Genomic DNA, 25,763 nt, shown 5'->3' on the forward strand with positions numbered 1-25,763 from the left:
TCCGTCCCACCGGTCGGCGGCCGGCCCGGGCCGCGGCGATCATCCCGGTGGTGGAGCGGCCGTCCAGATAGGGCACCACCACGGTGTGGCCGCCCCAGCGGTGCATGATCTCGGCCTCCGGCAGGTCCGGGCCGTCGGCACCGGTGCCGTAGTCGCCGCCCTTGACCCAGATGTCCGGCCGCAGCCAGGCCAGCGCCGCGTGCGGGGTCGACTCGTCGAAGACGACCACCGCGTCCACGCAGCCGAGCGCGGCCAGCAGCCGGGCCCGGTCGGCGTGCCGGACCAGCGGCCGGTCGGGGCCCTTGAGCCCGGCGACGCTGTCGTCGGAGTTGACGCAGACCACCAGGCAGTCGCCGAGCTGGCGGGCCGCCTCCAGGGTGGCGACGTGCCCCGCGTGCAGCAGGTCGAAGCAGCCGCCGGTGGCCACCACCGTGCCGCCGGCCGCCCGGACCCGGGCGACCACCTCGCCGGCGGCCCGGGGACCGATCCGGTCGCTCCAGTCCACCGCCGTGATCGGCACGGTGTCGAGTTGCTGGGCAGCGCCGGGCCGGTTCCGCCCCACCGCACCGGTCCGGCCGACCGCGCCGGCACCGCCGCCGGGAGCCGCCGGGACCGGCCCGTCGGGTGCGGGCCGGGCGGGCGTCGGACCCGCCGTCAAACCCGCCGTCGGAGCGGTCGTCGGAGCGGTCGTCGGCCGAGGGTCGCCGGGTGCCGCGCCGGGCCCGCCGGAGGCCGGTCCCGCTCCGGTACGCGCCGTCGCGCCCCGGGCCGGAGCCGCCGGTACGGCACCCGCCACCCCGCCGTTCGCCACGTACCCGGACGCCTCCGTCACCGCCTGCTGCACCGCCTCGGAGACCAGCGCCCCGTCGGCCAGCGCCACGGTGGCGGCGGCGGCGAACCGGTCACCGGCACCGCAGGTGTCGCCGTCGGCGCAGGTCGGCGGCGGCACCACCAGCGGCGTCGACCCGGCGTGGCAGAGCAGCGCGCCCTCACCGCCCATCGTCACCACCACCGCGCCGACCCGCCAGCGCTGCCTCAGCGTCTGCGCGGACCGTGCCGCGCCGACCAGCCGGGAGCCGCCGGTCGCCACCCCGGCGAGTTCCCGGGCCTCCACCTCGTTCGGGGTGGCCAGCCGGACACCGGGTACCGCCGCAGGGCCACGCGGGTGCGGGTCCCAGACGATCGGGGCGGCGGTACCGGCCAGTGCCGTACGCAGGGCCGGCAGCCGGGCCACGCCCCGGCCGTAGTCGCTGACCAGGATCCCGGCCGCCCCGGCCAGCAGGTCGAGTACGGCCTCGCTCGGCTCGCCCGGCGGTCCGGCCGGCCCACCCCGGTCGTGCCGGAGCAGCACCCGGCCCCGGGTCCGCAGCCGGATCTTCTCCGGCGTCGCCCCGGGCAGCGGCAGCCCGTAGACCTGCACCCCGGCGGCGGTGAGCAGGTGGCTGAGCCGGGCGCCCCCCTCGTCGTCGGCGAGCGCGGTGACCAGGGCGACCTCGTAGCCGCGCCCGACGGCGAAGAGCGCGGCCAGCCCGGCACCACCCGGCCGGTCGACGCTGTTGTTCTCGTCCAGCACCGGGACGGGCGAGTCCGGGCAGAGCCGGTTCACCACGCCCTCCACGTCCCGGTCGAGCAGCGTGTCGCCGACGACCACGATTCGCCCGGTCACGGCGCCTCCTCGGGCCCGGCCGGCCGGAGTGTGCCGGGCACCCGCAGCACCAGCTCGTCCTCGACCCCGGAGGGGCGTACCGGATCGGGGCTGGCCGGGCGTGCCGGACCGGCAGCGGACGCGGCCGCCGCCCGCGCGACCGCCGGTGCCGGGCCGACATGGCTGGCCGGGCCGAACGGCACCGGCAGGTACGCGTCGACGTAGGCGCAGAGCACGTGCGCCGAGACCAGGTGGAGTTCCTGCACCACCTGGCTGTCCGGGCAGGGTACGGCGAGCACCTCGGTGCAGGCGTCGGCGAGCGGGTTCGGCGTCGGGCCGGTCAGCGCCCAGCAGCGCATCCCCAGCTCCCGGCCGGCGCGGGCCGCCCGGACCAGGTTGGCGCTGCGCCCGCTGGTGGAGAGGAGCAGCAGGACGTCGTCGGGGCGGCCGTGCGCGCGTACCTGCCGGGCGAAGACCTCGTCGAAGCCGTAGTCGTTGCCGATCGCGGTCAGCGAGGAGGTCTCGGCGCAGAGCGCGATCGCCGACAGCGGGGCCCGGTCGTCGCGCAACTTGCCGACCAGCTCGGCGGCGAGGTGCTGCGCCTCGGCGGCACTGCCCCCGTTGCCGGCGACCAGGACCCGGCCACCGCCGGCGAGCAGCCGGGCCAGCTCCTCGCCCCAGCGGGCCAGCCGGGCGGCCTCGGTCCGGTACGGCAGCAGCGCGGAGGCGAGTCCGGCCAGGTGGCTGTCCAGCACCTCCATCGACGCGGTCATCCGGCGACCACCCCGCTCGGCCGGCGCACCTCGCTGACCGCCGTGTAGACGGCGGCGATCTGGTCGGCCGTCCGGGTCCAGGAGTACCAGCGGCGGGCCCGGTCCAGCGCGGCGGCCGCGTACCCGTACCGGCGTACCCGGTCGGCGAGCAGGTCCCGGATGGCGGTGCCGAGCGCCTCGGGGTCACGGGGCGGCACCAGGTCGCCGGTACGCCCGTCCGCGACCGTGTCGGTGAGCCCGCCGACGGCGGTACCGACGACCGGCACCCCGCAGGCCATCGCCTCCAGCGGGGTCAACCCGAACGGCTCGTACCAGGGGGCGGCGACCAGCACGTCCGCCGACCGGTACCAGTAGGGCATCTCCTCGCGCGGGACGGCGCCGATCAGGCGTACCCGATCGGCGACCCCGACCTCGTCGGCGAGCGAGCGCAGCCGGCGGACCTGGGGGTCGTCGTCGACCTCGCCGGCCGGCGGCCCGCCGACCACCACGCACTCGGCGTCCGGGACCATCGGCATCGCCCGGATCACGTCCTGGTAGCCCTTCCGCTCCACCAGCCGGCCGACGGTGAGGATCCGGGGCCGACCCGGCACCCGGGGCACGGACGGGCCGTCGGGCGAGAAGGTCGTGTCGTTGACCCCGGACGGGATCACCGTCACCCGGGCCTGCGGCACGCCCATCCGGACCAGTTCGCGGACCTCGTCCTGGCTCTGCGCGATGACCCGGTCGACCGCCCGGCCCAGCGCCCGTTCGTAGCCGACCCGGCGGGCCGGGCTGGTGTCGGCGGCGCCCTGGTGGCGTCGCTTCACCGTGCCGAGCGCGTGGTAGGTCTGCACCACCGGGATCCCGGTCTGCCGGCCGGCGGCGATCCCGGCCAGCCCGCTCATCCAGAAGTGCGCGTGCGCGACGTCCGGCACCCAGTCGTCGCCGCGCCAGCGGGCCACCAGCCACCGGCTGAAATCCTTCATGTACGGCAGCAGCTCGTCCTTGGCGATCGGGTGCGGAGGCCCGGCCGGTACGTGCACCACCTCCACCCCGTCACGCAGCCGTACCGCCTCCGGCGCGTCGGGGCTGTCCCGCCGGGTGTAGACCCGCACCTCGTGGCCGGCGTCGGCGAGCGCGGCGGAGAGTTCGGCGACGTGCGTGTTCTGCCCGCCGGCGTCCTCGCCGCCGAGTACCGCGAGCGGGCTGGCGTGCTCGGAGATCATCGCGACGCGCATAGTTCCTCCTCCAGCAACCGGTCCCAGTCGGTCAGGAACCGGTCCAGGCCGTACCGGGCCTGCGCGACCTCGCGGGCCTGTCCCCCGAGCTGGCGGGCGGTGTCGGGCTCCTGCACGAGCTGCCGGGTGGCCGCCAGCAGGGTGTCCAGCCGGGTGGAGAGCACACCCGCCTCCGGCGGTACCGCCTCGACCGCCTCGGTGGCGGCGAGTACCACCACCGGCATGCCCATGGTCATCGCCTCGATCAGGCTCAGCCCCAGCGACGTCCACCGGCACAGGTGCAGGTACGCCCGCCGCCGGGCGATCTCGGCCTGCATCCGGCCCTGCGGCAGGTCGTCGTAGACGGCGAGCCGGTCGGCGGGGAGTCCCAACCGGTCCGGCAGCCCGGCCACGCCCATGCCGAAGACGTCCAGCGGGGCGATCTGGGCGAAGAGCGGCAGCAGGTCGGTGCCGGTGACCCGCCAGCGGCGTACCGGCTCGTTGACCACCACGGCGAGCCGGTCGAGTTCGCCGGTGTACTGCGCGGTGGGTGCGACGATGCCGTGCTCGACCACGGTCGTCCGGGTGCCGCCGGTGTCCCAGTAGAGCGCGTTGAAGTGCGTGACGTGTGCGATCAGCAGGTCGTCCCGGTCGGCCAGCGGGTGCCGGCTGTTCGGCACGTCCCCCTGTTTCGGGGTGTTGTGCTCGACGAAGATCGCCGGCAGGTCCCGGCCGACCCGGCGGCCCGTCCACTCGGCGACCAGGTCGATCTCCTCCGGGCGTTGCAGGATCACCAGGTCGACGTCGGCGCCGGCCAACTCCTCCGGGGTGACCTCGTCGACGGTGTCCGGCCACTGGTAGGTGCGGGCCCGGCCCAGGCCGTAGGGGCCGCGGTCCGGAGTGACCGGGACGAGGTAGCGGTGCTTGCCGTGCACGAAGGCGGTGGTCCAGGAGCCGTGCACGTGCCAGAGCAGGATGTTCACCGCCGCACCTCCTCGACGCCGGCCAGCGCCGGGGCCAGCGGCAGCAGCGCGGCCACCGGCGGCGGTGCGGTCGGCGCCGCGCCGAGCAGCCGGACCGCCTCGACCACCTCGGCCGGCTCGATGCCGGACAGACACGGGTGCCCGGGTACCGGACAGGTGGTGGCCCGGGTGTGCCGGCAGCCGGCGACGGCGGCACCGAGACGTACCGTCGGCACCCGGTACGGCCCCCACTGTCCGAACGGGACGGTCGGGGCGAAGAGGCTCACCACCGGTACGCCGAGCGCGGCGGCCAGGTGTGCCGGGCCGGTGTTGCCGACGACCAGGCAACCCGCCCGGGCGATGATCGCGGCCAGCCCGGTCAGCGAGGTCTGTCCGCCCAGGTCGATCCCGGTACCCCCGGCGACCCGGGCGGTCAGGCTCCGCTCACCGGGGCCGCCGGTCACCACCACCCGGTGTCCGGCACCGGTCAGCGCCGCGACGATCTCGGCACAGAGGTCGGGTGGACAGGCCCGGGCCTGCACCGACGACCCGGGGTGCAGCACCACGTACCCCGGGTCGGGCAGCGCACCGTCGGCGGCGGGCGCGTCGGCCCCGGCGCGCAGCCGCAGTACCGGCTCGTCCCCGGCCGGGAGCACGAAGCCGGCCGCCGCCGCCAGCGAGAGCGCCCGCTCGGCCTCGGGGATCCCCGGCGACACCCGGTGCCGCACGTCGAGCAGCGAGCCCGGATAGTCCGGGCTGATCGCCGCGATCCGGCCCACCCCGGCCATCCGCAGCACCAGGGCGAGCGGCAGCGCGGACTGGTGGAAGGAGGTGAACAGCACCGCCTCCTCGGCACCGGTCGCGGCGAGCCGGGCGGTCAGCCGGTCCACCTCGGCCCGGTCGACCGGACCGGGTTCCGGGTCGATCCAGGGCAGCCGCCACTCGACCAGCTCGTCGACCCCGGGCAGCAGTTCGGCGGCGGCCCGGCCGCGCGGCCCGCAGAGCAGTACCACCCGGTCGGCCCCGGCCGCGACGGCCCGGATCGCCGGGCCGGTCACGAGTACGTCCCCGGCCGAGTCCGGTCGGGCCACCAGCACGCAGCGGGGGCGCCGACCCGGGACGCCGGGAGCCGGGCCGGCCAGGGCGGAGCGGTGCCGGCGCAGGATCAGGTCGACCGCGCCGCGCAGGTCACCGGCGACCGCCGGCGCGGCGGCCACCTCGTCCGGCCGGGTCGCCGGAGTGGGTACCAGTACCGCGCTCGCCCCGGCCGCACCGGCCGCGGTCATGTCGGCACCGATGTCGCCGACCAGTACGCAGCGGGTCGGTTCGGTACCGAGCGCCCGCGCCGCGTCCCAGACCATTCCCGGTGCGGGCTTGCGGCAGCGGCAGCCCGGCTCACCCGGCGCCGCTTCGGCGTGTGGACAGACCTGCCAGGTGTCGAAGGGGCCCAGAAGCTCGTCGACTCGGGCGTTGACCCGGGCCAGATCGGCGGAACTGAACCGGCCGCGGGCCACCCCGGACTGGTTCGTCACCACCCCCAACCGCAGCCCCGCGGCGCGCAGCCGGTCGAGCGCCTCCCGGGCGCCCGGCATCGGTCGGACCAGCCTCGGATCCCCGTTGTACGGCACGTCGTGGACCAGCGTGCCGTCCCGGTCGAAGAGCACCGCGTCGAACAGGCCGGCCGTGGCCCACACCCCGGCCGGGCCACCGTGCGGTGCCCCTGACCTGCACTGATGCGGGTCGACCTGGTCGTTGCGCACGGCCGGCGGGTTCCCGGGGGCAGGAGGAGTAAACATCAATTCGCCCCGGTCGGACGGGCGCACCGACCCGTCCGACGTCCCCGTCGGGCCTGCGGTGAAGCCCGGTCGCCGTCACCGGTCGGCATACCCCGGGCGGCTCGCCGCTATCCAGAGCCCGAACCGTTACCCAGCCCCGGACCCCCGTTTTTCCGGCCACCCGTACGGTGTTCACCGAGGTACGGGCCGGTTTTCCCCTTCCCGGCCCGTGTTGTGGCCCGCGCGCTACGTCAAGTTAGGCTTTGCCCCTGACCGCTGTCGGCCAACCGAGGATGCCCCGATGATCGAACCCGTACAGCTGCCCTCTCCCTGGCGGGACGTTCGCGTGACCGTCGTCGTCCCCACCTACAACGAGGCGGGAAACCTTCCCGTGCTGGTCGAGCGACTGCTCGCCCTGCCGCTGCCCGGGCTGCAGATCCTCGTCGCCGACGACAACTCCCCGGACGGCACCGGCGAGGTGGCGGACAAGCTCGCGATCGAGCACCCGGAGCGGATCCAGGTGGTGCACCGGGCGGGCAAGGAGGGGCTCGGACGGGCGTACGTCGACGGGATGACCCGGGCCCTGGAGGCCGGTGCGGAGTACGTGGCGCAGATGGACGCCGACCTGTCCCATCCGCCGGAGGCGCTGCCCGGGATGCTCGGTTCGCTGCTCTCCACCCGGGCCGGTGTGGTGATCGGCTCCCGGTACGTCCCCGGCGGGCAGCTCGACGAGGCGTGGCCGCTGTACCGCCGAGCGCTCAGCGGTTGGGCCAACTTCTACGTGCACACCCTGCTCCAGGTGCGGATCCGGGACCTGACCGCCGGCTTCAAGATCTGGCGGGCGGACGCGCTGCGCGACATCGGCCTGCACCGGGTGCAGTCCAACGGCTACAGCTTCCAGGTCGAGATGCACTACCTGGCCACCAAGCTCGGCCACACCATCCTCGAGGTGCCGATCCGGTTCCAGGAGCGCCTGGACGGCGACTCGAAGATGACCACCGCGACCAAGATCGAAAGCGCGCTGATGCCGTTCAAGCTGCGCGGCCGGCACCGCAACATCACCCGGTTGCCGGGGACTTCCCGCAGGGACCGGCTCCCGGTGTCGAACGAGGTCCCGGAGCCGAGCGAGGTTCCGGAGTTGGACGAGGTCCGGGAGCCGGACGGAGTCCGGGAGCCGAACGGGGTTCCGGCGTCTGGCGGGTTCCCGGTGTCGGACGAGGTCCGGGAGGCGGTGGAGGTTCCGTCGTCGGACCAGGTGCGGGCGCCGGAGCCGGTGAAGGTGCCGGTGTCGAGCGAGGTTCCCGAGTCGGTGAAGGTTCCCGAGTCGGTGAAGGTCCCGGAGCCGAGTGCAGCCCCCGAGGCGGTGAAGGTCCCCGAGGCGGTGCTGGTGCCGGAGCCGAGCGAGGTGTTTGAGTCGCCGGAGGCTCCGAAGCCGATTGAAGCTCCAGAGCTGGCCGAGGCCCCGAAGCCGACCGAAGCCGCCCAACTGGTCGAAGCCTCGCAGCCGACCGAAGCCGCGGAACTGGTCGAGGCTCCCAAGCCGACAAAGGCCAGGAGGCCGGCGAAAGCTACGAAGGCAGTGAAGGCCACCAAGGCGGTGAAGGCTACCAAGGCGGTGAAGGCCACCAAGGCCACGAAGGCGGCTGCGGCGACGAAGGCCACGAAGCCGGCTGCGGCCAGGGAGGCCACCCAGGGGACGGGGGCCGCCGAATCGGTGCAGGTCACCGAGGCGACCAAGCTCGCCGGATCCGACGAATCCGGCCCCGCCGACAAGGTGCCGGCACCGACGACCCCGGCCAAGCGCAGCCGACCCCGGCCAAGCGCGAACGGCGCGGGTCAGGCGAGCGGCGCGGGTCAGGCGTAGACGGCGCGCTGCGCCCGGGCGAGCACGGCGGCGTACGCCCGGCCGGTCAGGGCGCGGTCCCTGGCGAGTGCCGCCCGGGCCGCGTTCGCGCCGGGGCCGCCGTGCACCCCGGCGCCCGGATGCGCCGACGCGCCGGCCAGGAAGAGCCGGTCGACCGGGGTGTCCGCCCGGCCCAGTCCGGGCACCGGGCGGAGGAAGAGTTGCTGGTAGGCGGCGGCCGTACCGCCGCCCACGGCGCCACCGACCAGGCTCGGATTGCCGGTCGCCAAATCGGCCGGCCCGGCCACGTGCCGTGCCCTGACCAGCCGACCGAAGCCGGGTGCGGCCCGCTCCAGCACCGCCTCGATCCGCTCGACGTGCGCCCCGATCTCCTCCGCCCGCCAGTTCCGCCGGAACGGCAGGTGGGTGTAGGCCCAGAGCGACTCGGTGCAGGCCGGCGAGCGGCTCGGGTCCGCCACCGTCATCTGCCCAACCAGTAGGAACGGCTCGGCCGGCAACTCGTCCCGGTGCAGCGCGGCCGCGTACCGTCGCAGGTCGGCGAGGTCGCCGCCGAGATGCACGGTACCCGCACCGGCGACGGCCGGATCCCGCCACGGCACCGGCCCGGTCAGCGCCCAGTCCACTTTGACCGTGGAGCCGTCCCAGCGGAAGTGCGCCAGATCCGCCACCAGCCGGGGCGGCAGCCGCTCGGCGCCGACCAGGTCGAGGAAGAGCGCCGGGGCCGGCACGTCGGCCAGTACGGCACGGCGGGCCCGCCACAGCAGACCGTCGGCCGAGCGGACCCCGACGGCCCGGTTCCGGGCCACCAGTACCCGGTCGACCGGGGTGCCGGTACGCACCCGGCCGCCCCGCTCGCGCAGTCGGGCCAGCAGGGCGTCGGTGATCCGCCCCGCCCCGCCGACCGGTACCGGCCAGCCCACCTGCTGGCCGAGCATGGCCAGGAGCCAGCCGTACACCCCGGAGCCGGGCTCGTCGGGAGCGAGATCGGTGTGCAGTGCGCAGCCGGTGAGCAGGGCCGGGCCGCCCGAGCCGGCGAAGAGTTCCGCCCCGAGCCGGGAACTGGGCAGCACCAGCCGGCGGGCCAGCCGCAGCATCCCGGCGGTACGCAGCCGGCGGGCGAGCGCCACGCCACCGCGTACCGGTGGGAAGGGGCTGAAGAGGGCGTCGAGCAGGGGCGCGGAGATCTGCCGCCACTGCGCGTACGCGTCGAGCCACCGCTCGCCGTCACCGTCGCCGAACCGCGCCACGGAGGCGGCGGTGACCTCGGGGTCGCGGTTGAGCAGCACGGCACCGTCGTCCGGGAAGAGGTGCGCCAGCACGTCCGGCGCGTGCCGCCAGGCCAGACCGTGCTCGTCGAGCCGGAGCCGGCGCAGCACCGGCGAGGCGTAGCCGAGCGGATAGAAGGCGCTGTAGAGGTCGCTCAGATAGCCCGGGGCGGTCACCTCGGCCGACCGGACCGCTCCGCCCGGCTCGCCGGTCGCCTCCAGCACCAGCACGTCCCACCCGGCGTCCGCGAGCAGGTTCGCCGCGACCAGGCCGTTGTGCCCCGCTCCGACGACGACCGCGTCGGCGGTGTCCCCGAGCACCGTCACCCGAGCACCCTACCCCGGCCCACCCCGGCCGCCCCGCTACCGGCCCCGGCCGACGAGGCGCCCGGTCACAGGTTCACTGGCGTCCCCGGTCACCGGTTCAGCGGAATAGTTTGGACCGCCCGGACCGGGGCAAACTGCGCTCCATGTATCAGGTGCAGCAACTCATCGCCGGAGTGTGGGACGGCAGCGGCGACGCTGGATGGTTGACCGTGGTCGACCCGGCCGACGGCACCCCGGTCAGCCGGGTACCGGTGGCGACCGCGGCCGAGGTCGAGGCGACGGTCAAGGCGGCCCGGGCGATGGCTCCCCGGTGGGCCCGGACCGCACCCGCCGACCGGGCGGCCGCGCTGCGCCTGGCCGCCGACGCGATCGAGGCCTCCGCCGACCGGCTCGCCGAGGCGGAGACCGCCGAGATGGGCCGGCCGCTGGCCGCCGCCCGCGCCGGGGTCCAGGCGGGGGTGTCGACGCTGCGCCAGTACGCCGAACTCGCCCCCGTGCGCGGCGGTCGCACCCTCGGCGGCGACGCCGAGGCGATCGACCTGATGGTGCCGCAGCCGCGCGGCGTGGTCGCCGTCGTCACGCCGTGGAACGACCCGGTCGCGGTCTCCTGCGGCCTGCTCGGCGCCGCGCTGGCCACCGGGAACACCGTCGTCTACAAGCCGAGCGAGCGGAGCACGGCCAGCGGCTGGCTGCTCGCCCGACTGCTCGACCAGCACCTGCCGTCCGGGGTGCTGTCGCTGCTGACCGGCGGCGCCGAGGTGGGTGCCGCGCTCGCCGCGCAGGAGGTCGACGTGGTCGCGCACGTCGGTTCGACCGCCACCGGCCGGTCGATCGCCGCCGCGTGTGCCCGGTCCGGCGCCAAGGCCCTGCTGGAGAACGGCGGCAGCGACCCGCTGATCGTCGACGGTGACGTCGACCCGCTCTGGGCGGCCGAACAGGCCGCGACCGGTGCCTTCGCCAACGCCGGGCAGCTCTGCGTCGCGGTGGAGCGGATCTATGTGCTCCGGCCGGTGTCGACCCGGTTCCTCGCCGCCCTGGTGGAGCGGGCCGAGGCGCTGCGGTCGGGGCCGGGGCGGGACCCGATGAGCGAACTCGGGCCGCTGGTCGACCGGCGACACCGCGACCTGGTGCACGGGCAGGTCCAGGCGGCGGTCGCGGACGGCGCCACCGTGCTGACCGGCGGTACCGTCCCGGACGGACCTGGTTCCTTCTACCCGCCGACCGTACTGGCCGAGTGCACCGACCAGATGGCGGTGATGCGGGAGGAGACGTTCGGCCCGGTCGCCCCGGTGATGGTGGTCGACTCGTTCGACGAGGCGCTGTCCAGGGCGTCCTACTCGCCGTACGGGCTGGCGGCGACGGTGCTCACCGGGTCGATGAACCACGCGCAGCGGGCCTGGCGGGAACTCCCGGTCGGCACCGTCAAGATCAACGCCGTCTTCGGCGGGGCACCGGGCGGCGCCGCGGAGCCCCGGGGCGGCAGCGGCCAGGGCTTCGGGTACGGTCCGGAGCTGCTCGACGAGCTGACCGTCACCAAGGTGGTGCACATCGAGGGGCCGGGCGGGGACGGCGGCCGGTGGTGAACCGGCCGCACGCCTCCACCCCACCCCTACCCCGCTGACCTCCGTGTCCGGGCTGAAGCGGGCTGCCGAGCGCCCGGGGTCAGCGACGGTTGCGTGCCTTCTCCCGGCCCCGGGAGGAGGTGGTCTTGCGGTTGTTCGCCTTCTGGATCGCGTCGACCAGTTCGGCCTTGGTCATCCGGGACCGACCCTTGACGTCGAGCCGCTTGGCCAGGTCCATCAGGTGTTCCTTCGGGGCGTTGGCGTCCACGCCACCGGCGGTCGGTGCACGCCGGGCCGGCCCACCGCCGGCCGCCTGCGCGTCGCTCGGGCCCTTGCGTCCCTTCGGCTCCCAGTGGTCGCCGACCTTCTCGAACGAGTGCTTGAGCGCGGCGAACGCGGTCCGGTGCGACCGCTGCCCCTCGCCGTACGTCTCGACCGCCGAGTCGTGGGTCTTCGCCCAGGTGTCCTGGGCCTTCTGCGGCGAGCGTCGCAGGGTGCTGGGCAGAACCTCGCGTCCGGGCATGATCTTCCTCCTCCGGATCGTTGCTCGTCTTCGTCTCCCTGATTCGGTTTCCCGAGCCACCGTCGGCAAACCCGGGCCACGGGCGGCAACCCACGGCCGCCGTCGGGGGCAGACCCGGGCCGGTCCGCGGCGCCCGGAGTTTGTCCATTTCCCGCCCGGGGTACCGGGCAGCGCAACCCGCCCGGGGTATCCGGGCAGCGCACCCGGCCGGGGGCGCGACCGCGGGCCCGGCCGGCCCCGCCGACTAGGGGGCGAGCATGGCGTCGACCACCGAACCGGTCCCCGTGGCACCCGGGCGGGACCGCCGCCTCCCGGGTCAACTGCGCCAGTTGCGCTGGTCGACCTGGCGGGGCGTACTGTTCCGCAGCGTCCGGAACTTCGTCACGGACAACTGCGCCGACTGGGCCGCCGCGCTGACCTACTACGGGGTACTCGCGCTCTTCCCCTCCGCGATCGTGATCGTCGCGCTGGTCGGCCTGGTCTCCAGCGGCGAGCAGACCATCGACACCATCGCCGGGCTCGCCAGGGACGTCGGTGCCGGCTCGGTGGTCGCCAACGACGGGGTACTGAACGTGCTGCGCGACGTCGTGGAGAGCCAGGGTTCGGCGAAGGTACTGCTCGGCTTCGGCGTACTGGCCGCGCTCTGGTCGGCCTCGGGCTACGTCGGCGCGTTCACCCGGGCCTCCAACGCCATCTACGGCGTCGCCGAGGGTCGGCCGTTCTACCTGCTACGCCCGCTGCAACTCGGGCTGACCGCGATCGCGCTGGTACTGCTCGCGGTGGTGGCCACCGGGCTGATCGTGAGCGGCCCGGTCACCGACGCGGTCGGCGACGCGCTGGGTCTCGGTGACGCGCCCCGGACCGCCTGGACGGTCGCCAAGTGGCCGGTGCTGGTCGCCATCATGATGCTGCTGCTCTCGCTGCTGTTCTGGATCGCCCCGAACGTGCGGCAGCCCCGGTTCCGCTGGCTCACCGTCGGCGGCACCGTCGCGCTCGCCTCCTGGGCCGTCGTCTCGGCCGGCTTCGGCTTCTACGTCTCCCGCTTCGACTCCTACAACGTCACCTACGGCAGCCTCGGCGCGATCATCGCCTTCCTGGTCTGGCTCTACCTCTCCAACTGCGCGGTGATGCTCGGCGTGGAGATCAACGCCGAGGTGCAGCGCGGCCGGGCCCGCCAGGGCGGCGCCGAGGACCCGGTGGAGCCCGCGCTGCCGCCCAGGTCGCCGGCGGACGACGGTTGACGTACGACGGTTGACGTACCCGGATCCCGTTTAGCGCGATTCCCCTCGGGTAGCGCATCAGACATGGAACGTGGGAACAGCAAGCACGGCCCCCGCCTGGACGAGCAGATGGACCGGGAGGTGCAGGGCGCGGTGCAGGGCTCGGTCGGCGGACGCGCGGAGGAGTGGCGCGACCCCGAGCCGGCCGGCGAGGACCAGCCCGGCCTGACCAGGGCACCGGGCAACGACACCCGCACCGGGGTACCGCAGGGGATGACCTCGGAGGAGGTCGAGGCGCGCAGCCGGCTGGGCCGGTTCATCCCGCTCTCCGCGCTGCCCGGCGACCGCGACGGACTTCGCCGCAGCGCCGAGGAGAACGAGGCGCCGGACGACATCCTCGCCCAACTGGACCAGCTGCCCGCCGGCACCCAGTTCCAGACCGTCTCCGAGGTGTGGGCCGCACTCGGCCACCCGAACGAGACCCGCCGCTGGTAACGGCCCCCGGGCCCAGCGGCGCAACGGCCAGACCTAGACCGACCGACAAGGAGGAGGCCAGATGAGTGGCGTGACCAAGTCCGTCGACGTGGCGGTGCCGATCAGGACCGCGTACGACCAGTGGACCCAGTTCGAGGACTTTCCGCAGTTCATGGAGGGCGTCCAGGAGGTCCGGCAGATCTCGGACACGATGACGCACTGGAAGGTCGAGATCGGCGGGGTCAACCGGGAGTTCGACGCCCGGATCACCGAGCAGCTACCCGACGAGCGGGTCGCCTGGACCTCGACCGACGGGACCCGGCAGGCCGGTGTGGTGACCTTCCACCGGATCGACGAGAACCACACCCGGGTCACCGCGCAGATGGAGTTCGAGCCGCAGGGGATCGCCGAGAAGGCCGGCGACAAGCTCGGCGTGGTGGACCGGCGGGTCGCGGGTGACCTGAACCGCTTCAAGGAGTTCATCGAGCGGCGCGGCACCGAGACCGGTGCCTGGCGCGGGGCGGTCGCCCGGCCGCAGCCGTAGCTCCGGTCCGGGTACGACGACAACCGGTGGCCGCCGGAAGGGGTACGTCCCTTTCCGGCGGCCACCGCCGTGCTGTCCCCGGATCGGCGGGTACGGGAGGGATCGGCGGTGTTTGCCCGCCGAGTGGGCCGGGTAGGGCGACAGGCATGACGGACAGGGACAGGCACGTCTGGCGTGACGAGGAGCAGTTGCCACTGCGCGATCTGGAGAGGGCGATGGGCACGTCGACGCCCGACGGGCAGGTCGACGACGTGACCGGCAACGACGCGGGTGCGGAGTCGACGTTCGGCCACGGCGACGCGGCGGACGACACCGACCGGCCGTACGACGAGGAGCAGGCCGACCAGCGCACCGACGAGCAGCGCCGGTACCGGCCGTCGACCACCGGACGCAACGGGCCGCACTGAGCCCGGTTCAGCCGGCCGGGACGGGATGGCGGGCCGCCCGGCGGCTGGACGCCCAGTACAGCGCGATCATGGCCAGCGAGAGTACGACCAGCGCCGGCCCGAGCACCGCGACCGAGGTACGCCCGATCAGCACGCCGATCGCGCCCGGGATGATCGCCCCGCCCAGCCCGGAGGCTCCGATCTGCAATCCGATGGTCCGGTCCGCGTGCTGCCGCCCCACCCGTTCGGCGGTGCTGAGGGTGAGCAGCGGGAAGACCGCCGCCGCGCCGAAGCCGATGACGGCGAGACCGGCCACCGCCAGCCAGCCCGGTCCGGGTATCGCGACGAGCGCCGAGCCGAACGCCATCGCGTACATGCTGCCGAGCAGCACCCTCCGGGTGCCCAGCCGCTCGGCGACGAACCCCTGCACGACCCGGCCGAGGAAGAGGCTGCCCCAGTAGAGCGAGACGCAGAGGCCGGCGACGGTCGGGCTGATCCCCCGGTCCTCGGTGAGCAGCAGGAAGGCCCAGAGCCCGGCACCGACCTCGATCGCCACGTACACCGCGAAGGTCAGGACGCCGAACCAGACCGCCGGCAGCGCCAGGGTGGCGCCGATCCGTACCGGCCCGGCCGGGGCCGCCGGGGCGGGGTCGGGGCCTTCGGCGGCGTCGGCGCCGCGTCGACGCTCCCAGGTCCGGACGGTGAGCACGAAGGCCAGCGCCAGCCCGGCCTGGGCGGCGGCCAGGATGCCGTACCCCCAGCGCCAGCCGAGCCCGGCGCCGAGCACGGTGGTCATCACCAGCGGCCCGATGGCGACGCCGAGCCCGAAGAAGGCGTGCAGCCAGTTCATCTGGCGCGGCCCGAACGCGTCGGCGGCGTACGCGTTCAGCCCCGCGTCGATCGCACCCGAGCCGAGGCCGAGCAGCAGCGCGCAGCCGATCACGATCGACAACGCCGGCGCGGCGGCGTAGCCGGCGAGCGCGAGGCTGGCCAGCACGGTACTGCCGGCCAGCAGCCAGCCGACGCCGAGCCGGGCGATGCTGAACCCGGCCACCACGCTGGAGACGAGGTAGCCGACCGTGGCCGAGGTGAGCAGCAGTCCGACGGCCTCGGTCGGCGCCTCCAGCTCGGCGCTGATCGACGGCCAGCCGACGCCGAGCAGGCCGTCGGGGAGGCCGAGGCTGACGAAGGCCAGATAGGCCAGGACGAGCACGGCGAGACCCGGGCCGCGGCGGGAGGGAGTGGACACGCTCGCCGATCATGCCGGACGGTTGGACGTCTGGCCATCGGGCCCGGCGGCGCGGGTCCCGGCGCGTCGACCCGGGCGGCAGAGCCGGATCAAGTGGACAGGTACCCTGAATTCGTCCGAACGGACGACCGGCGATCGGCGTCCGGCGAGGCAGAATTTCGGGATGCGTCAGGCTCCTGGTTTCCTTTCCGCCCGTCAGCGTCGCCTCGCGTGGCTCGCCTTCCTGCTCACCGCGATGCAGGCGCCGGTCTCCGCCCGCCTGGTCGACGACAGCTCGTGGCTGTTCAGCCTCTGCGTCTCGCTGATGGTCGCCACCGTGATCCTGGCCGACGACGCGATGCGGCGTCGTCCGGTGGACGCCAGCTAGGTCGACCACCTTCTCCCCCGCCCTCCCCGGCTGCCCGAAGCGGGCGGGATCACAGCACAACGGGCGTACCGACCAGGTCGGCGAGCGGATTCGGCGGCTCCGGTTAGGCTGCTGACATGCCAGGCACGGTCGGGCGGGTACCCGCTCCCCCCTCCACCGTCGCCGGCGCGCCGCCGACCCCGGATGCCACGGCCGGCCCGCCGGCCGAGCGTCGCTGGTCGGAGACGCCGCTGGGTCCGCCCGGCCGCTGGGATCCCGCGCTGCGGGCGGTCGTCGAGCTGGTGCTCTCGGCCCCGGTGCCGATGGCCCTGGCGTACGGTCCGCAGCTCGCGCTGGTCTACAACGACAGCTTCGCCGAACTGATCCCGGCCAAGCATCCGCAGGCGTTCGGCCGGCCGGCGGCGGAGGTCTTCGCCGAGGTGTGGCAGCTGCCGGGGGTCGGCGACGTGATCGAGCGGGTCTATCGGACCGGCGAGCCGTTCCTGGAGCGGGACGCCCCGCTGCCGCTCTTCCGCGACGAACCCGGGTTCCGGGAACAGCCCCTCTTCACCCGTGGCTATTCACCGGTGCGGGACTCCACGGGCGGCACGGTCGGGGTGCTCACGGTCGCCGCCGAGGCTCCCCAGGTCACCCAGCGGTTGCAGAACCTCAGCGAGCTGGCCTCGGCGCTGGCCGGGACGCTCACCCTCGACGACGTCGCCCGGGTCACGCTGCGCAACGCCCTCTCGACGTTCGCGGCCGACCAGGTCGAGTTCGGGGTCGACGACGGCAGCGGCTGGCGGCTGGTCCGGCGGATCCGGGGCGAGGTGCTGGACGAGGCCGACGAGCGGCTCCCCCCGCTCTGGCGCCGGCACGGGGCCACCTCCCCGGCCCCGCTGGTCCGGAGCGCCGACAGCGGTACGCCGAGCTTCGCCACCGACGGTCAGCCGCTGCTGCTCAGCGCCGTCGACCGGCACGACGAGAAGATCCGGGCGCTGGCCGCGCTGCCGCTGCGTACGCCGACGCTGCGTGGCGGGCTGACCGTCGGCTACCGGCAGCCACACCGCTGGCCACCGGCCGAGCGGGCCCTGCTGGCCGCCTCGGCGGAGCTGGTGGCCCAGGCCGCCGAGCGGGCCCGCCGGTTCGAGACCCAGCACGGGACGGCGCAACTGCTCCAGCGCAGCATGCTGCCGGAGCACCTGCCCGACCTGCCGCTGCTGCGGATCGCCGCCCGCTACGACGCCGGGGTCGACGGCAACGCGGCCGGCGGCGACTTCTACGACGCCTTCGCGCTGCCGGACGGCAGGCTGGCGGTGGTCCTCGGCGACGTGGCCGGGCACGACGTGCAGGCCGCCGCGCTGATGGGGCAGGTACGCGCCGCGCTGCGGGCGCTGGCCCTGAGCGATCCCGACCCGGTCGGGGTGCTCGCCGGGCTGGACCGGCTGGTGACGAGCCTGAGCGCGGAGGCGCACAGCGACGAACTCTTCGTCACCGTGGTCTACGGGGTGATCGAGCCGGCGACCGACCGGTTGACCATCGCCAGTGCCGGCCATCCGCCCCCGCTGGTCCGGCGTGCCTCCCCCGGCCAGCCCGGCGTTGCCCGATATGTAGAGGTGCCCCCCGGGGTGCCGCTGGGGCTGCACGGGCGGCGGACGGCGGTGACAGTGGACTTTCCGCCCGGCGACACGCTGCTGCTCTTCAGCGACGGCGTGGTGGAGCGGCGGCAGCGCAGCCTCAGCGACGGGTTCCAGGCGCTGGCCGGCACGGTGGCCGGGTCGGCGACCGGCGACCCGCGTACGCTCTGCGCGCTGGCCAGCAGCGCGGTGCCGGGCAGCACCGAGGACGACGTCGCCGTCCTCGCCGTCGAGCACGCGAGCACGCCCAGCCGGTCGGCGAGCATGGAGGTGCCGGCGGAGCCGACCGCCCCGGGCCGGGTACGGCACTGGATGGCCGGTCAACTGAACCAGTGGGGGGTGCCGGAGCAGGTGGTCGGCGCGGCGGTGCTCTGCACCAGCGAGCTGACCACCAACGCGCTGCTGCACGCCGGCACCGCCGCCCGGGTGGAGATCGACCTCAGTCCGGAGCGGTTGCTGGTCTCGGTCGCCGACAGCGGCACCCGGGGCGCGGTGACCCGGGCCCGGACCGAGAAGCTGAGCAGCCGGGGCCGGGGGCTCGGGCTGATCGAGCAGCTCAGCGACGCCTGGGGGACCGATCCGACGGTACGCGGTTCGACGGTCTGGTTCGAGATGATGATCCCCGCCACGGGCGGCACCGAGGAGCGGCCGGGCGGCTGACCGTTTTGCGCAGGCGTGCGGAGCACCCCGGCGGGGAAAGGGTGCCGGGGTGGATCTCTCGGCTACCTCGTACGCGTTGATCGGCCTCGGGGCGCTGCTCGCCGGCATCCTGCCCAGGGTGCTGGAGCGGCGCCCGCTCTCCATGCCGATCGCCTTCCTCGGCCTCGGCATGCTGGTGTTCCTGCTCCCGCTCGGGCTGCCCGAGCCGGATCCGCTGGCCCACGCCGAGATCACCACCCAGCTCACCGAGATCGGCGTGATCGTGGCGCTGATGGGCGCCGGTCTGAAGATCGACCGTCCGTTCGGCCGCCGCCGCTGGTCGTCGACGTGGCGACTGCTCGCCGTCGCGATGCCGCTCTGCATCGCCGCCGTCGCGCTGCTGGGCTGGTGGTGGCTGGGGCTGGTGCCGGCCGCCGCGCTGCTGCTGGCCGCCGCGCTGGCACCCACCGACCCGGTGCTCGCCTCCGACGTGCAGGTCGGCGAGCCGACCGACGTCGAGGACAACGAGGACGAGGTGCGGTTCGCGCTGACCGCGGAGGCCGGGTTGAACGACGGCCTCGCCTTTCCGTTCGTCTACGCCGCCATCACGATCGCCACGGTCGGGCTCGCTCCCGGCGACTGGCTGGCGCGCTGGCTGACCCTGGACGTCGGCTACCGGGTCCTGCTCGGGGTGGCCGGCGGACTGCTGGTGGGCTGGCTGCTCGGCAAGCTCTTCTTCCGGGCCCCCTCCGAGCGGCTGCGGCTGGCCCGGCACTCGGAGGGCTTCCTCGCGCTGGCCGCCACCTTCCTCTCGTACGGCCTGGTCGAACTCGTCGGCGGGTACGGCTTCCTCGCGGTCTTCGTCACCGCGCGGGCGATCCGGGCGGCGGAGCGGTCGCACGAGTACCACCAGGTGCTGCACAACTTCGCCGAGCAGGTGGAGCGGCTGCTCACCGTGCTGTTGCTGCTGCTCCTCGGCGGTGCGGTGGTCACCGGGCTGTTCGCCCCGCTGACCTGGCCGGCGGTGGCGCTGGCGCTGGCGCTGGTCTTCGTCGTACGCCCGCTGACCGGCCGGCTCTCGCTGCTCGGCGCGCCGGGCCGGCCCGCCGAGCACTGGGTGATCGCGTTCTTCGGCATCCGTGGCGTCGGCACGTTCTACTACCTCGGGTACGCCAGCACGCACGCGCACTTCCCCGGTGCCGACCTGCTCTGGGCGACGGCCGGGCTGGTGGTGGTCGTGTCGGTGGTGGTGCACGGGGTGGCGGCCACCCCGGTCATGCAACTGCTGGACCGTCGCCTGGACCGGACCGGCGACCCGTCCTCCGGCGGGACTGCGGACGACGGGTCAGGGGGCGGAGCGGAGGACCGGCCGGGCGTACCGGCGCAACGGGTGCCCGGCCCGGCCGGGACCGACAGTCCGGCCCGGGGCTGACCGGGATCACGGCGCGGTCAGGTGCCGCCCGCCGGGGCGGGGCCGGTCGCGGACCCGGCCCGGCGGTGCATGTGCAGCCGGACGGTGGTCGAGGTGCTGTCGGTGTGCACCTGGACCAGGTCGCAGAGGTAGTTGACCAGCAGCAGGCCGCGCCCGGTGTCGCTGACCGGTGACGGCGGGAGGCGGCCGGCGAGCCGGTCGGTGAGCACGCTGGAGCCGGTGATCTCGCAGGTCAGTCCCTCGTCGTCGAGCCAGACCCGGGCCACCGCCGGGCGTCCGGAGTGCACCACCGCGTTGGTGGCGATCTCGTTGGCCGCCACCCGCAGGTCCTCGACCTGGTCGCGGTCGAGCCCGGCCTCCCGGGCCAGCGCGGCGACCATGGCACGCATCCCGGAGAGGCCGGCGGCCTCGAAGAACAACGTGGACGCCGACGGCGGCGCGGGCGGAAAGGGGAGGTTGAACGAGTCGACCACGCTCTCCGGGCGGCCGTACCCGGCACTGGCCTGCCGGTCTCCGTCGCGGATCAGGAACGGGTGGGTGCTGGCCGCGTCGGCGATGACGTCCACGTCCAGCCGCGCCGCGTCGTACGGGCAGAGCAGGCTGACCGGCCGGCCGGCGAGGGCGATGTTGATCAGAGCCTCGTGCTGTACACAGCGGGGGTAGGCGAGCACCGAGCGGCCCGGCCAGACCGGCTCGCCGACAACACGTACCCGCAGTGGCGCGTGCTCCTCGACGAAGGCGTGCAGCACTCCCGGGATGATCCACCCCGGGTTGCGCCCCTCCCGGGCCATGTCGACGAAGCGCAGCTCGGTGCCGGTGCCGAGCGCCGCCCGGAGCAGGTCGAGCCGGATTCCGGGGACCGCGATCAGCACCGGCTCACCGGCGTCGAGCCCGCCCGCCACAAAGGAGCCGATGCCGTCGACGTAGTCGTCGTCGCTGCGATAGAAGAGGGCGTCGTGCCGCAACGTTCCGGCCTCCGGCCGGGCGGCTGGTTCGAATGTCATCGTCCGCCGGTCGTACGCGACGCGTTCACCGCCCACCTCCGTCTGGCAGCGTACGCGGCAGCGGCAACATCTGGCCACGCAGAGTCAACGGGCGGGTCCTCGACGGTGCCGGCGCCCGGGTCGCCGGCCGGGGTGGCCGTCCCGCAACGGCAGCGTGGCGGTACCGCGTTCAAGCCGCTGACCTGCGGTGATGAGGTACGGCGGAAACCGGGGCTTCACACGGACGCAACATGGCCTTACCGTAATCGATGTCTGTGGGAGCGCTTCCAGCGATGCCCCTCGATCTCCCACCGTCCCGAAGGGAGTACCGCATGCACCTCAGACCCGCGCTCGCCGCGGCCGGTGCCGTCGCCGTCACGGCACTCGCCGCGACGACAGCGGTCGGTGTCGGCCTGTTCAACCCCACCCCGGCCAAGGCCGCCGACTCGGCGTTCTACGTCGATCCGGACACCAGCGCCGCACGCTGGGTCGCCGCCAACCCCAACGACTCCCGCGCCGCCGTCATCCGGGACCGGATCGCCAGTGTCCCGCAGGGCCGGTGGTTCACCCAGAACAACCCCAGCACCGTACGCGGTCAGGTCGACGCCTTCGTCGGCGCCGCCGCCTCGGCCGGGAAGATCCCGATCCTGGTGGTCTACAACATCCCCAACCGGGACTGTAGCGGCGCCAGCAGCGGCGGGCTGCCCAACCACACCGCCTACCGGCAGTGGATCGACCAGGTGGCCAGCGGCCTGAACGGGCGACCGGCCAGCATCATCCTCGAACCCGACGTGCTCGCGCTGATGTCGGACTGCATGAACTCCTCGCAACAGGCCGAGACCCAGGCGTCGATGGCGTACGCCGGCAAGCGGTTCAAGGCCGCCTCCAGCCAGGCCCGGGTCTACTTCGACGCGGCGCACTCGGCCTGGCTCACCCCGTCGGCGATGGCCTCCCGGCTGGTCGCGGCGGACATCGCCAACAGCGCCGACGGCATCTCGGTGAACGTCTCCAACTACCGCACCACGACCGAGTCGGTCAACTACGCCAAGGCGGTCGTCGCGGCGACCGGCGCACCGAACCTCAAGATCGTTGTCGACACCAGCCGGAACGGGAACGGCCCCGATCCCCGGGGCGAGTGGTGCGACCCGGCCGGCCGGGCGATCGGCACCGCCAGCACCACCGAGACCGGTGACCCGGCGGTCGACGCGCTGTTCTGGATCAAACTGCCGGGCGAGGCCGACGGCTGCATCGCCGGTGCCGGCCAGTTCGTTCCGCAGCGCGCCTACGACCTGGCGATCGCCGCCCCCAACCCGCCCACCGTGCCGCCGACCACCCGGCCGCCGACGACGGCACCGCCCACGGTGCCGCCGACGACCCAGCCACCCACCACCCCACCGACCACCCCACCGGCCGGTACGAGCTGCCGGGTGACCTGGACCGCCAACTCCTGGAGCGGCGGCTTCACCGCCGAGATCCGGGTGACGAACGACGGGCCGGCGGTCAACGGCTGGACCCTGACCTTCAACGTCGGCGCCAACGTCCGCTACAGCAACGGCTGGAACGGCGTCTGGAGCCAGTCCGGAAGCCAGATCAGCGTCGGCAACGTGGCCTGGAACGGCTCGCTGCCGACCGGCGGCACCACCAGCGTCGGCTTCCAGGGCACCTACAGCGGAACCCTCGCCACGCCGACCGGCTACACCCTGAACGGCAACGCCTGCACGAGCTGACCTTCCCCTCCGGCCCGGGTCGCCGCCCGCCACGCACGGGCGGCGACCCGGCCACCCGGGCATACCGCCCCTGACCAGGCCGGGCGGGCCGCAGCCGCCAGCGACCCGGCCGTACGATCGGAATGGTGATGACGAGATGACGGTCGCCGGACAGCGGCAGCGACCGGTCGGCCAACTGCTGCGCGAGTGGCGTGAGCGGCGCCGGCTCAGCCAACTCGAACTCGCCATCCAGGCGGACATCTCCACCCGGCACCTCAGTTTCGTGGAGACCGGCCGGGCGATGCCGAGCCGTGACATGGTGCTCCGGCTCGCCGAGCAGCTCGACGTGCCGCTGCGCGAGCGCAACCACCTGCTGCTGGCCGCCGGGTACGCGCCGATCTACCCGCGTACGCCGCTGGACTCCCCGGCCCTGGCCGCCGTACGCGGCGCGGTCCGCCAGGTGCTCACCGCCCAGCAGCCCTATCCGGCGATCGCCGTCGACCGGGGCTGGTATCTGGTCGAGGCGAACGCCAGCATCGGCCTCTTCACCGCCGGGGCGGCGGCGCCGCTGCTCACCCCGCCGGTCAACGCGCTCCGGCTGGCCCTGCACCCGGCCGGGCTGGCGCCCCGGATCGCCAACCTCGGCGAGTGGCGGGCACACCTGCTCGGGCGGCTCCGCCGGCAGGTCGCGCTCAGCGGCGACGCCGAGCTGACCGACCTCTACGCCGAGCTGCGGGCGTACCCCTGCGACCAGCCGGAGCCCGAGGTCGAGATCCCGGGGCCGGGTGAGGTCGTGGTGCCGCTGCGGATCCGGGACGGCGACCGGGAACTCGCCTTCTTCAGTACCGTCTTCACCTTCGGCACCCCGCTGGACGTCACGGTGTCGGAACTCTCGGTCGAGTCGTTCTTCCCGCTCGACGACTACACGGCGGCGGCGGTGCGCTCGGCCGCCGAGCAGGAGGAGCGACGGGTCGGCACCGCGACCGTCCGCTGACCGCCTCCGCTGCCCGCCACCGCCCCGGGCCGAGGCGGACATTCCGCCCAATGGGTCCCTTCCGTTTACCGTGCGCGAACGGGGTTACCAGGTAGGGGAAGGCGGGGAATCGAGCCGTGACGAAGGAGGCTGATTCATGATGTCCAGGAACCCGACGGCGGCGTGGCGGTCCGGTATGCCTGGTATGCCGGGTGTTGCCGGTGGCAACGACCTACCTGCCGGACCGTCCGGCGACCAGTTCAGGGCGCCGAGCAGCGAGGGTGGGATCGCGCCGGAGCAGCAGTCCACGGTGACCGTCGCCTCGTACCCGGACTACCCATCGGCGCAGTACACGGTGGACTTCCTCTCCGACAACGAGTTCCCGGTCGAACGGGCCGCCATCGTCGGTACCGACCTCAGGCTGGTCGAAACGGTGCTGGGCCGGATGACGACCGGCCGGGCCGCGCTGGCCGGCGCCGCCACCGGCGCCTGGTTCGGGCTCTTCATCGGCCTCCTCTTCGGCATCTTCACGGTCGGCAACTGGTGGGCCGTGATCCTCGTGGGCCTGGCCATCGGTGCGGTCTGGGGCGCGATCTTCGGCGCCATCGCGCACGCCATGACCGGGGGCCGGCGCGACTTCACCTCGGCGAGCAGCCTACGGGCCAACCAGTACGCGGTGACCGTCGACGCGACCTTCGCCGACCAGGCGCGGCAGCTCATCGGCCGGATGAACTGGCAGGGTCAGCGGCAGGCCGGCGCCACCGGTTGACCGCGCCGCCTCCTCGGCGACACGGGTCGGCGGGTCAGTGGTAGACGCGCTCGCCGGCCCGGATCGGCGCCGTGATCCGGTTCTCCTCCGGCGCCAGCGGGCAGGCCCACCTGTCGTCGTAGGCGCAGGAGGCGTTGTAGGCGTAGTTGAAGTCCAGCCGTAGCCGGCCACCGGGCAGCACCGTCACGCCCCGGCCGTAGGTCCCCTTGACCGTGTCGGTGAGATAGCGCCCGCCGCCGTAGCTCTCCCGGCCGGCGGTGCCGTCCCGGAACGGCAGGAAGAGCCCGCCGCCGTACGCCTCGATCCACCAGAGCGTCAGCGGTCCCCACGGAGTCTCGGCGACGCCCGAACGGCGGTAGTGCACGGTTCCGTCCGGTCCGCCGGTGTCGATGCTCAGCATCCCGCTGGCCGGTCGCACCGGCACGTCGACCACGGCCGACGGCTCGGGTGGGAAGTAGCGCAGGCCGGTGAAGCCGGCCCGCTCGGCCAGCGGGATCGGCGACTGCGGATGCCCGGCGAAGAGGGCGTCCCGGGCCGCCCGGAATCCGGCCAGGTCGAGGTCGGACAGGTAGAGCCTCGTCACCTGCTCGCGCCAGTCCGCCAGCTCCAGTTCCTCCACCCGTCCGAGCCTAGCGGCGCCGATCCGGCACCGACGGCGCGCATCTACCGTCCCGGCTGACGGAGGTTCCAGGAAGTCACCATGGTGACTTCCTGGAACCTCTGCCGCGAGAGGGGGCGCCGGAGCCGAGTTGCCGAAGCGTGTGTCAACTGATCGTTGACATGCCCGGGGCCAGCCGGACATCATGCGTGGATGCCACCGGAGAGAACGGACCGACCCGAGGAGACCTCGGCGCGGCCACCTGCCAGCCCGCCGTCGGACGAGGTGGGGCGACGACTCGCCGCGTACGCGGCCGTGCTCGGTGCCGCATGCGACGGCGGTAGCGGGCAGCTCCCGCCGCTGGCCGCGCTACGGCTGCTGGACGGGGTACGGGCCGGGCTGGACGAGGCGGAACGCCGGCTCGTCGAGGCGGCCCGGGAAGAGCGGGTGAGCTGGGCACAGATCGCCACGGCGCTGGGACTGGCCAGCCGGCAGGCGGCCGAGCAGCGCTGGGTACGACTCTCGGGCGCGGCCACCCGGGACCCGGCCCGGGTACGCGCCGAGCGCAAACGTCAACAGTCTGTTGACACACTGTATGGGACGGCGATCACCCGGCTCCGGGCGGCGGTGGTGGCCGTACACCGGCAACTGAGCACGGAACCCGACGGGGCCGACTGGCACCCCCGGGCCCGACTCGCGCGTACCACCCTCGCACTGGCCCGCTCGGCCGAGCCCGGCGGGCTGTACGCGCTCGCCGTGCAGGCGGTCGCCGATCTCGACCAGATCCCGGCAGAGCGGTTGGAGGGCGCGCTGCCGGAGGCGCTGGACCGGCTCCGCCGGGCGGTGGACCAGGCCGTCCCCGCTTCCGGCCGCCGAGCCGCCGACGACGCGACGGAGTCGAGTTGAGCCGATCCGACG

Annotated in this window: 21 protein-coding genes and 2 pseudogenes; 13 read left to right on the forward strand and 10 right to left on the reverse strand. The window is 74.2% G+C overall.

The genetic code is table 11. The features are described 5' to 3' along the window. Nucleotides 1-16: 16 nt before the first annotated feature. The 5 genes and pseudogenes from C6361_RS38295 to C6361_RS23790 form a co-directional block, all read right to left on the reverse strand. Nucleotides 17-1,666 (reverse strand): annotated as a pseudogene (locus C6361_RS38295) (PfkB family carbohydrate kinase); the annotation flags it as partial. Beyond that, complete coding sequence (locus C6361_RS23775) at nucleotides 1,663-2,418, reverse strand: SIS domain-containing protein (RefSeq protein ID WP_107269061.1); 756 nt, start codon at nucleotides 2,416-2,418, stop codon at nucleotides 1,663-1,665. The gene C6361_RS23775 and the pseudogene C6361_RS38295, both read right to left, overlap by 4 nt. Then, a complete protein-coding gene (locus tag C6361_RS23780; protein WP_107269062.1) occupies nucleotides 2,415-3,635 on the reverse strand; it encodes a glycosyltransferase in 1,221 nt (406 codons plus the stop codon). The genes C6361_RS23775 and C6361_RS23780 overlap by 4 nt, the downstream gene beginning before the upstream one ends. Next, a complete protein-coding gene (locus C6361_RS23785; protein ID WP_107269063.1) occupies nucleotides 3,620-4,597 on the reverse strand; it encodes a glycosyltransferase in 978 nt (325 codons plus the stop codon). The genes C6361_RS23780 and C6361_RS23785 overlap by 16 nt, the downstream gene beginning before the upstream one ends. Further along, complete coding sequence (locus tag C6361_RS23790; protein WP_107269064.1) at nucleotides 4,594-6,372, reverse strand: HAD-IIIA family hydrolase; 1,779 nt, start codon at nucleotides 6,370-6,372, stop codon at nucleotides 4,594-4,596. Before C6361_RS23790 ends, C6361_RS23785 begins: the two co-directional genes overlap by 4 nt. A gap of 280 nt (nucleotides 6,373-6,652) precedes the next feature. Between C6361_RS23790 and C6361_RS23795 the strand changes: the two are divergent. After that, nucleotides 6,653-7,417: pseudogene (locus C6361_RS23795) on the forward strand (polyprenol monophosphomannose synthase); the annotation flags it as partial. A 788-nt stretch (nucleotides 7,418-8,205) separates the two neighbouring features. Here the strand turns inward: C6361_RS23795 and C6361_RS23800 are convergent. Further along, the gene (locus C6361_RS23800) at nucleotides 8,206-9,807 is read right to left on the reverse strand and encodes an NAD(P)/FAD-dependent oxidoreductase (RefSeq protein ID WP_107269065.1); all 1,602 of its coding nucleotides are present in this window, start codon (nucleotides 9,805-9,807) and stop codon (nucleotides 8,206-8,208) included. 143 nt (nucleotides 9,808-9,950) lie between these two features. On the opposite strand from C6361_RS23800, the gene C6361_RS23805 reads away from it, so the two are divergent. Then, entirely contained in the window at nucleotides 9,951-11,390 is a 1,440-nt protein-coding gene (locus C6361_RS23805) for an aldehyde dehydrogenase (protein ID WP_107271138.1), read from the forward strand. A gap of 79 nt (nucleotides 11,391-11,469) precedes the next feature. On the opposite strand, the gene C6361_RS23810 is transcribed toward C6361_RS23805, so the two are convergent. Beyond that, a complete protein-coding gene (locus tag C6361_RS23810; RefSeq protein ID WP_107262916.1) occupies nucleotides 11,470-11,892 on the reverse strand; it encodes a ChaB family protein in 423 nt (140 codons plus the stop codon). Nucleotides 11,893-12,149: 257 nt separating this feature from the next. Here C6361_RS23810 and C6361_RS23815 point away from each other — a divergent pair, with 257 nt between their 5' ends. From C6361_RS23815 to C6361_RS23830, 4 genes are all read left to right on the forward strand, one after another. Next, entirely contained in the window at nucleotides 12,150-13,133 is a 984-nt protein-coding gene (locus tag C6361_RS23815; protein ID WP_107262917.1) for a YihY/virulence factor BrkB family protein, read from the forward strand. A gap of 63 nt (nucleotides 13,134-13,196) precedes the next feature. Then, on the forward strand, nucleotides 13,197-13,607 hold the full coding sequence (locus tag C6361_RS23820) for a DUF2795 domain-containing protein (RefSeq protein ID WP_107269066.1): 411 nt from the start codon (nucleotides 13,197-13,199) through the stop codon (nucleotides 13,605-13,607). Between the two features lie 61 nt (nucleotides 13,608-13,668). Next, complete coding sequence (locus C6361_RS23825; protein ID WP_107262919.1) at nucleotides 13,669-14,130, forward strand: SRPBCC family protein; 462 nt, start codon at nucleotides 13,669-13,671, stop codon at nucleotides 14,128-14,130. 146 nt (nucleotides 14,131-14,276) lie between these two features. Beyond that, on the forward strand, nucleotides 14,277-14,537 hold the full coding sequence (locus tag C6361_RS23830) for a hypothetical protein (protein ID WP_107262920.1): 261 nt from the start codon (nucleotides 14,277-14,279) through the stop codon (nucleotides 14,535-14,537). A gap of 7 nt (nucleotides 14,538-14,544) precedes the next feature. On the opposite strand, the gene C6361_RS23835 is transcribed toward C6361_RS23830, so the two are convergent. Further along, nucleotides 14,545-15,765, reverse strand: a complete 1,221-nt coding sequence (locus C6361_RS23835) for a sugar MFS transporter (RefSeq protein WP_107262921.1) — start codon at nucleotides 15,763-15,765, stop codon at nucleotides 14,545-14,547. Between the two features lie 163 nt (nucleotides 15,766-15,928). On the opposite strand from C6361_RS23835, the gene C6361_RS23840 reads away from it, so the two are divergent. From C6361_RS23840 to C6361_RS23850, 3 genes are all read left to right on the forward strand, one after another. Continuing rightward, entirely contained in the window at nucleotides 15,929-16,132 is a 204-nt protein-coding gene (locus tag C6361_RS23840; RefSeq protein WP_107262922.1) for a hypothetical protein, read from the forward strand. Nucleotides 16,133-16,248: 116 nt separating this feature from the next. After that, complete coding sequence (locus C6361_RS23845; RefSeq protein ID WP_107269067.1) at nucleotides 16,249-18,405, forward strand: SpoIIE family protein phosphatase; 2,157 nt, start codon at nucleotides 16,249-16,251, stop codon at nucleotides 18,403-18,405. A 49-nt stretch (nucleotides 18,406-18,454) separates the two neighbouring features. Beyond that, a complete protein-coding gene (locus C6361_RS23850) occupies nucleotides 18,455-19,816 on the forward strand; it encodes a sodium:proton antiporter (protein ID WP_107269068.1) in 1,362 nt (453 codons plus the stop codon). 17 nt (nucleotides 19,817-19,833) lie between these two features. On the opposite strand, the gene C6361_RS23855 is transcribed toward C6361_RS23850, so the two are convergent. Continuing rightward, nucleotides 19,834-20,820: a sensor histidine kinase gene (locus C6361_RS23855; RefSeq protein ID WP_107271139.1), complete on the reverse strand. Its 987-nt coding sequence runs from the start codon at nucleotides 20,818-20,820 to the stop codon at nucleotides 19,834-19,836. 311 nt (nucleotides 20,821-21,131) lie between these two features. On the opposite strand from C6361_RS23855, the gene C6361_RS23860 reads away from it, so the two are divergent. From C6361_RS23860 to C6361_RS23870, 3 genes are all read left to right on the forward strand, one after another. After that, nucleotides 21,132-22,526, forward strand: coding sequence for a glycoside hydrolase family 6 protein (locus tag C6361_RS23860; protein WP_107262925.1), 1,395 nt, complete (start codon nucleotides 21,132-21,134; stop codon nucleotides 22,524-22,526). 136 nt (nucleotides 22,527-22,662) lie between these two features. Next, nucleotides 22,663-23,499, forward strand: a complete 837-nt coding sequence (locus C6361_RS23865; RefSeq protein ID WP_107262926.1) for a helix-turn-helix domain-containing protein — start codon at nucleotides 22,663-22,665, stop codon at nucleotides 23,497-23,499. Between the two features lie 139 nt (nucleotides 23,500-23,638). Further along, nucleotides 23,639-24,247, forward strand: coding sequence for a general stress protein (locus tag C6361_RS23870; protein WP_107262927.1), 609 nt, complete (start codon nucleotides 23,639-23,641; stop codon nucleotides 24,245-24,247). Nucleotides 24,248-24,281: 34 nt separating this feature from the next. Here the strand turns inward: C6361_RS23870 and C6361_RS23875 are convergent, their stop codons facing one another. Next, a complete protein-coding gene (locus C6361_RS23875; protein ID WP_107269069.1) occupies nucleotides 24,282-24,866 on the reverse strand; it encodes a DUF1684 domain-containing protein in 585 nt (194 codons plus the stop codon). Nucleotides 24,867-25,058: 192 nt separating this feature from the next. On the opposite strand from C6361_RS23875, the gene C6361_RS37145 reads away from it, so the two are divergent. Beyond that, nucleotides 25,059-25,751 (forward strand): hypothetical protein, encoded by a 693-nt coding sequence (locus C6361_RS37145; RefSeq protein ID WP_159079443.1) that lies wholly within the window; start codon nucleotides 25,059-25,061, stop codon nucleotides 25,749-25,751. Nucleotides 25,752-25,763: the final 12 nt, after the last annotated feature.

The organism is Plantactinospora sp. BC1 (assembly GCF_003030345.1).
Classification (GTDB): Bacteria; Actinomycetota; Actinomycetes; order Mycobacteriales; family Micromonosporaceae; genus Plantactinospora.

Bases quoted from the DNA above. Each gene is read 5' to 3' on its own strand.
- C6361_RS23855 (WP_107271139.1), bottom strand. From the start codon at position 20,820: ATGACATTCGAACCAGCCGCCCGGCCGGAGGCCGGAACGTTGCGGCAC.
- C6361_RS37145 (WP_159079443.1), top strand. From the start codon at position 25,059: ATGCCACCGGAGAGAACGGACCGACCCGAGGAGACCTCGGCGCGGCCA.
- C6361_RS23865 (WP_107262926.1), top strand. From the start codon at position 22,663: ATGACGGTCGCCGGACAGCGGCAGCGACCGGTCGGCCAACTGCTGCGC.
- C6361_RS23840 (WP_107262922.1), top strand. From the start codon at position 15,929: ATGCGTCAGGCTCCTGGTTTCCTTTCCGCCCGTCAGCGTCGCCTCGCG.
- C6361_RS23810 (WP_107262916.1), bottom strand. From the start codon at position 11,892: ATGCCCGGACGCGAGGTTCTGCCCAGCACCCTGCGACGCTCGCCGCAG.
- C6361_RS23830 (WP_107262920.1), top strand. From the start codon at position 14,277: ATGACGGACAGGGACAGGCACGTCTGGCGTGACGAGGAGCAGTTGCCA.
- C6361_RS23815 (WP_107262917.1), top strand. From the start codon at position 12,150: ATGGCGTCGACCACCGAACCGGTCCCCGTGGCACCCGGGCGGGACCGC.
- C6361_RS23825 (WP_107262919.1), top strand. From the start codon at position 13,669: ATGAGTGGCGTGACCAAGTCCGTCGACGTGGCGGTGCCGATCAGGACC.
- C6361_RS23845 (WP_107269067.1), top strand. From the start codon at position 16,249: ATGCCAGGCACGGTCGGGCGGGTACCCGCTCCCCCCTCCACCGTCGCC.
- C6361_RS23775 (WP_107269061.1), bottom strand. From the start codon at position 2,418: ATGACCGCGTCGATGGAGGTGCTGGACAGCCACCTGGCCGGACTCGCC.
- C6361_RS23805 (WP_107271138.1), top strand. From the start codon at position 9,951: ATGTATCAGGTGCAGCAACTCATCGCCGGAGTGTGGGACGGCAGCGGC.
- C6361_RS23790 (WP_107269064.1), bottom strand. From the start codon at position 6,372: ATGTTTACTCCTCCTGCCCCCGGGAACCCGCCGGCCGTGCGCAACGAC.
- C6361_RS23780 (WP_107269062.1), bottom strand. From the start codon at position 3,635: ATGCGCGTCGCGATGATCTCCGAGCACGCCAGCCCGCTCGCGGTACTC.
- C6361_RS23870 (WP_107262927.1), top strand. From the start codon at position 23,639: ATGTCCAGGAACCCGACGGCGGCGTGGCGGTCCGGTATGCCTGGTATG.
- C6361_RS23820 (WP_107269066.1), top strand. From the start codon at position 13,197: ATGGAACGTGGGAACAGCAAGCACGGCCCCCGCCTGGACGAGCAGATG.
- C6361_RS23860 (WP_107262925.1), top strand. From the start codon at position 21,132: ATGCACCTCAGACCCGCGCTCGCCGCGGCCGGTGCCGTCGCCGTCACG.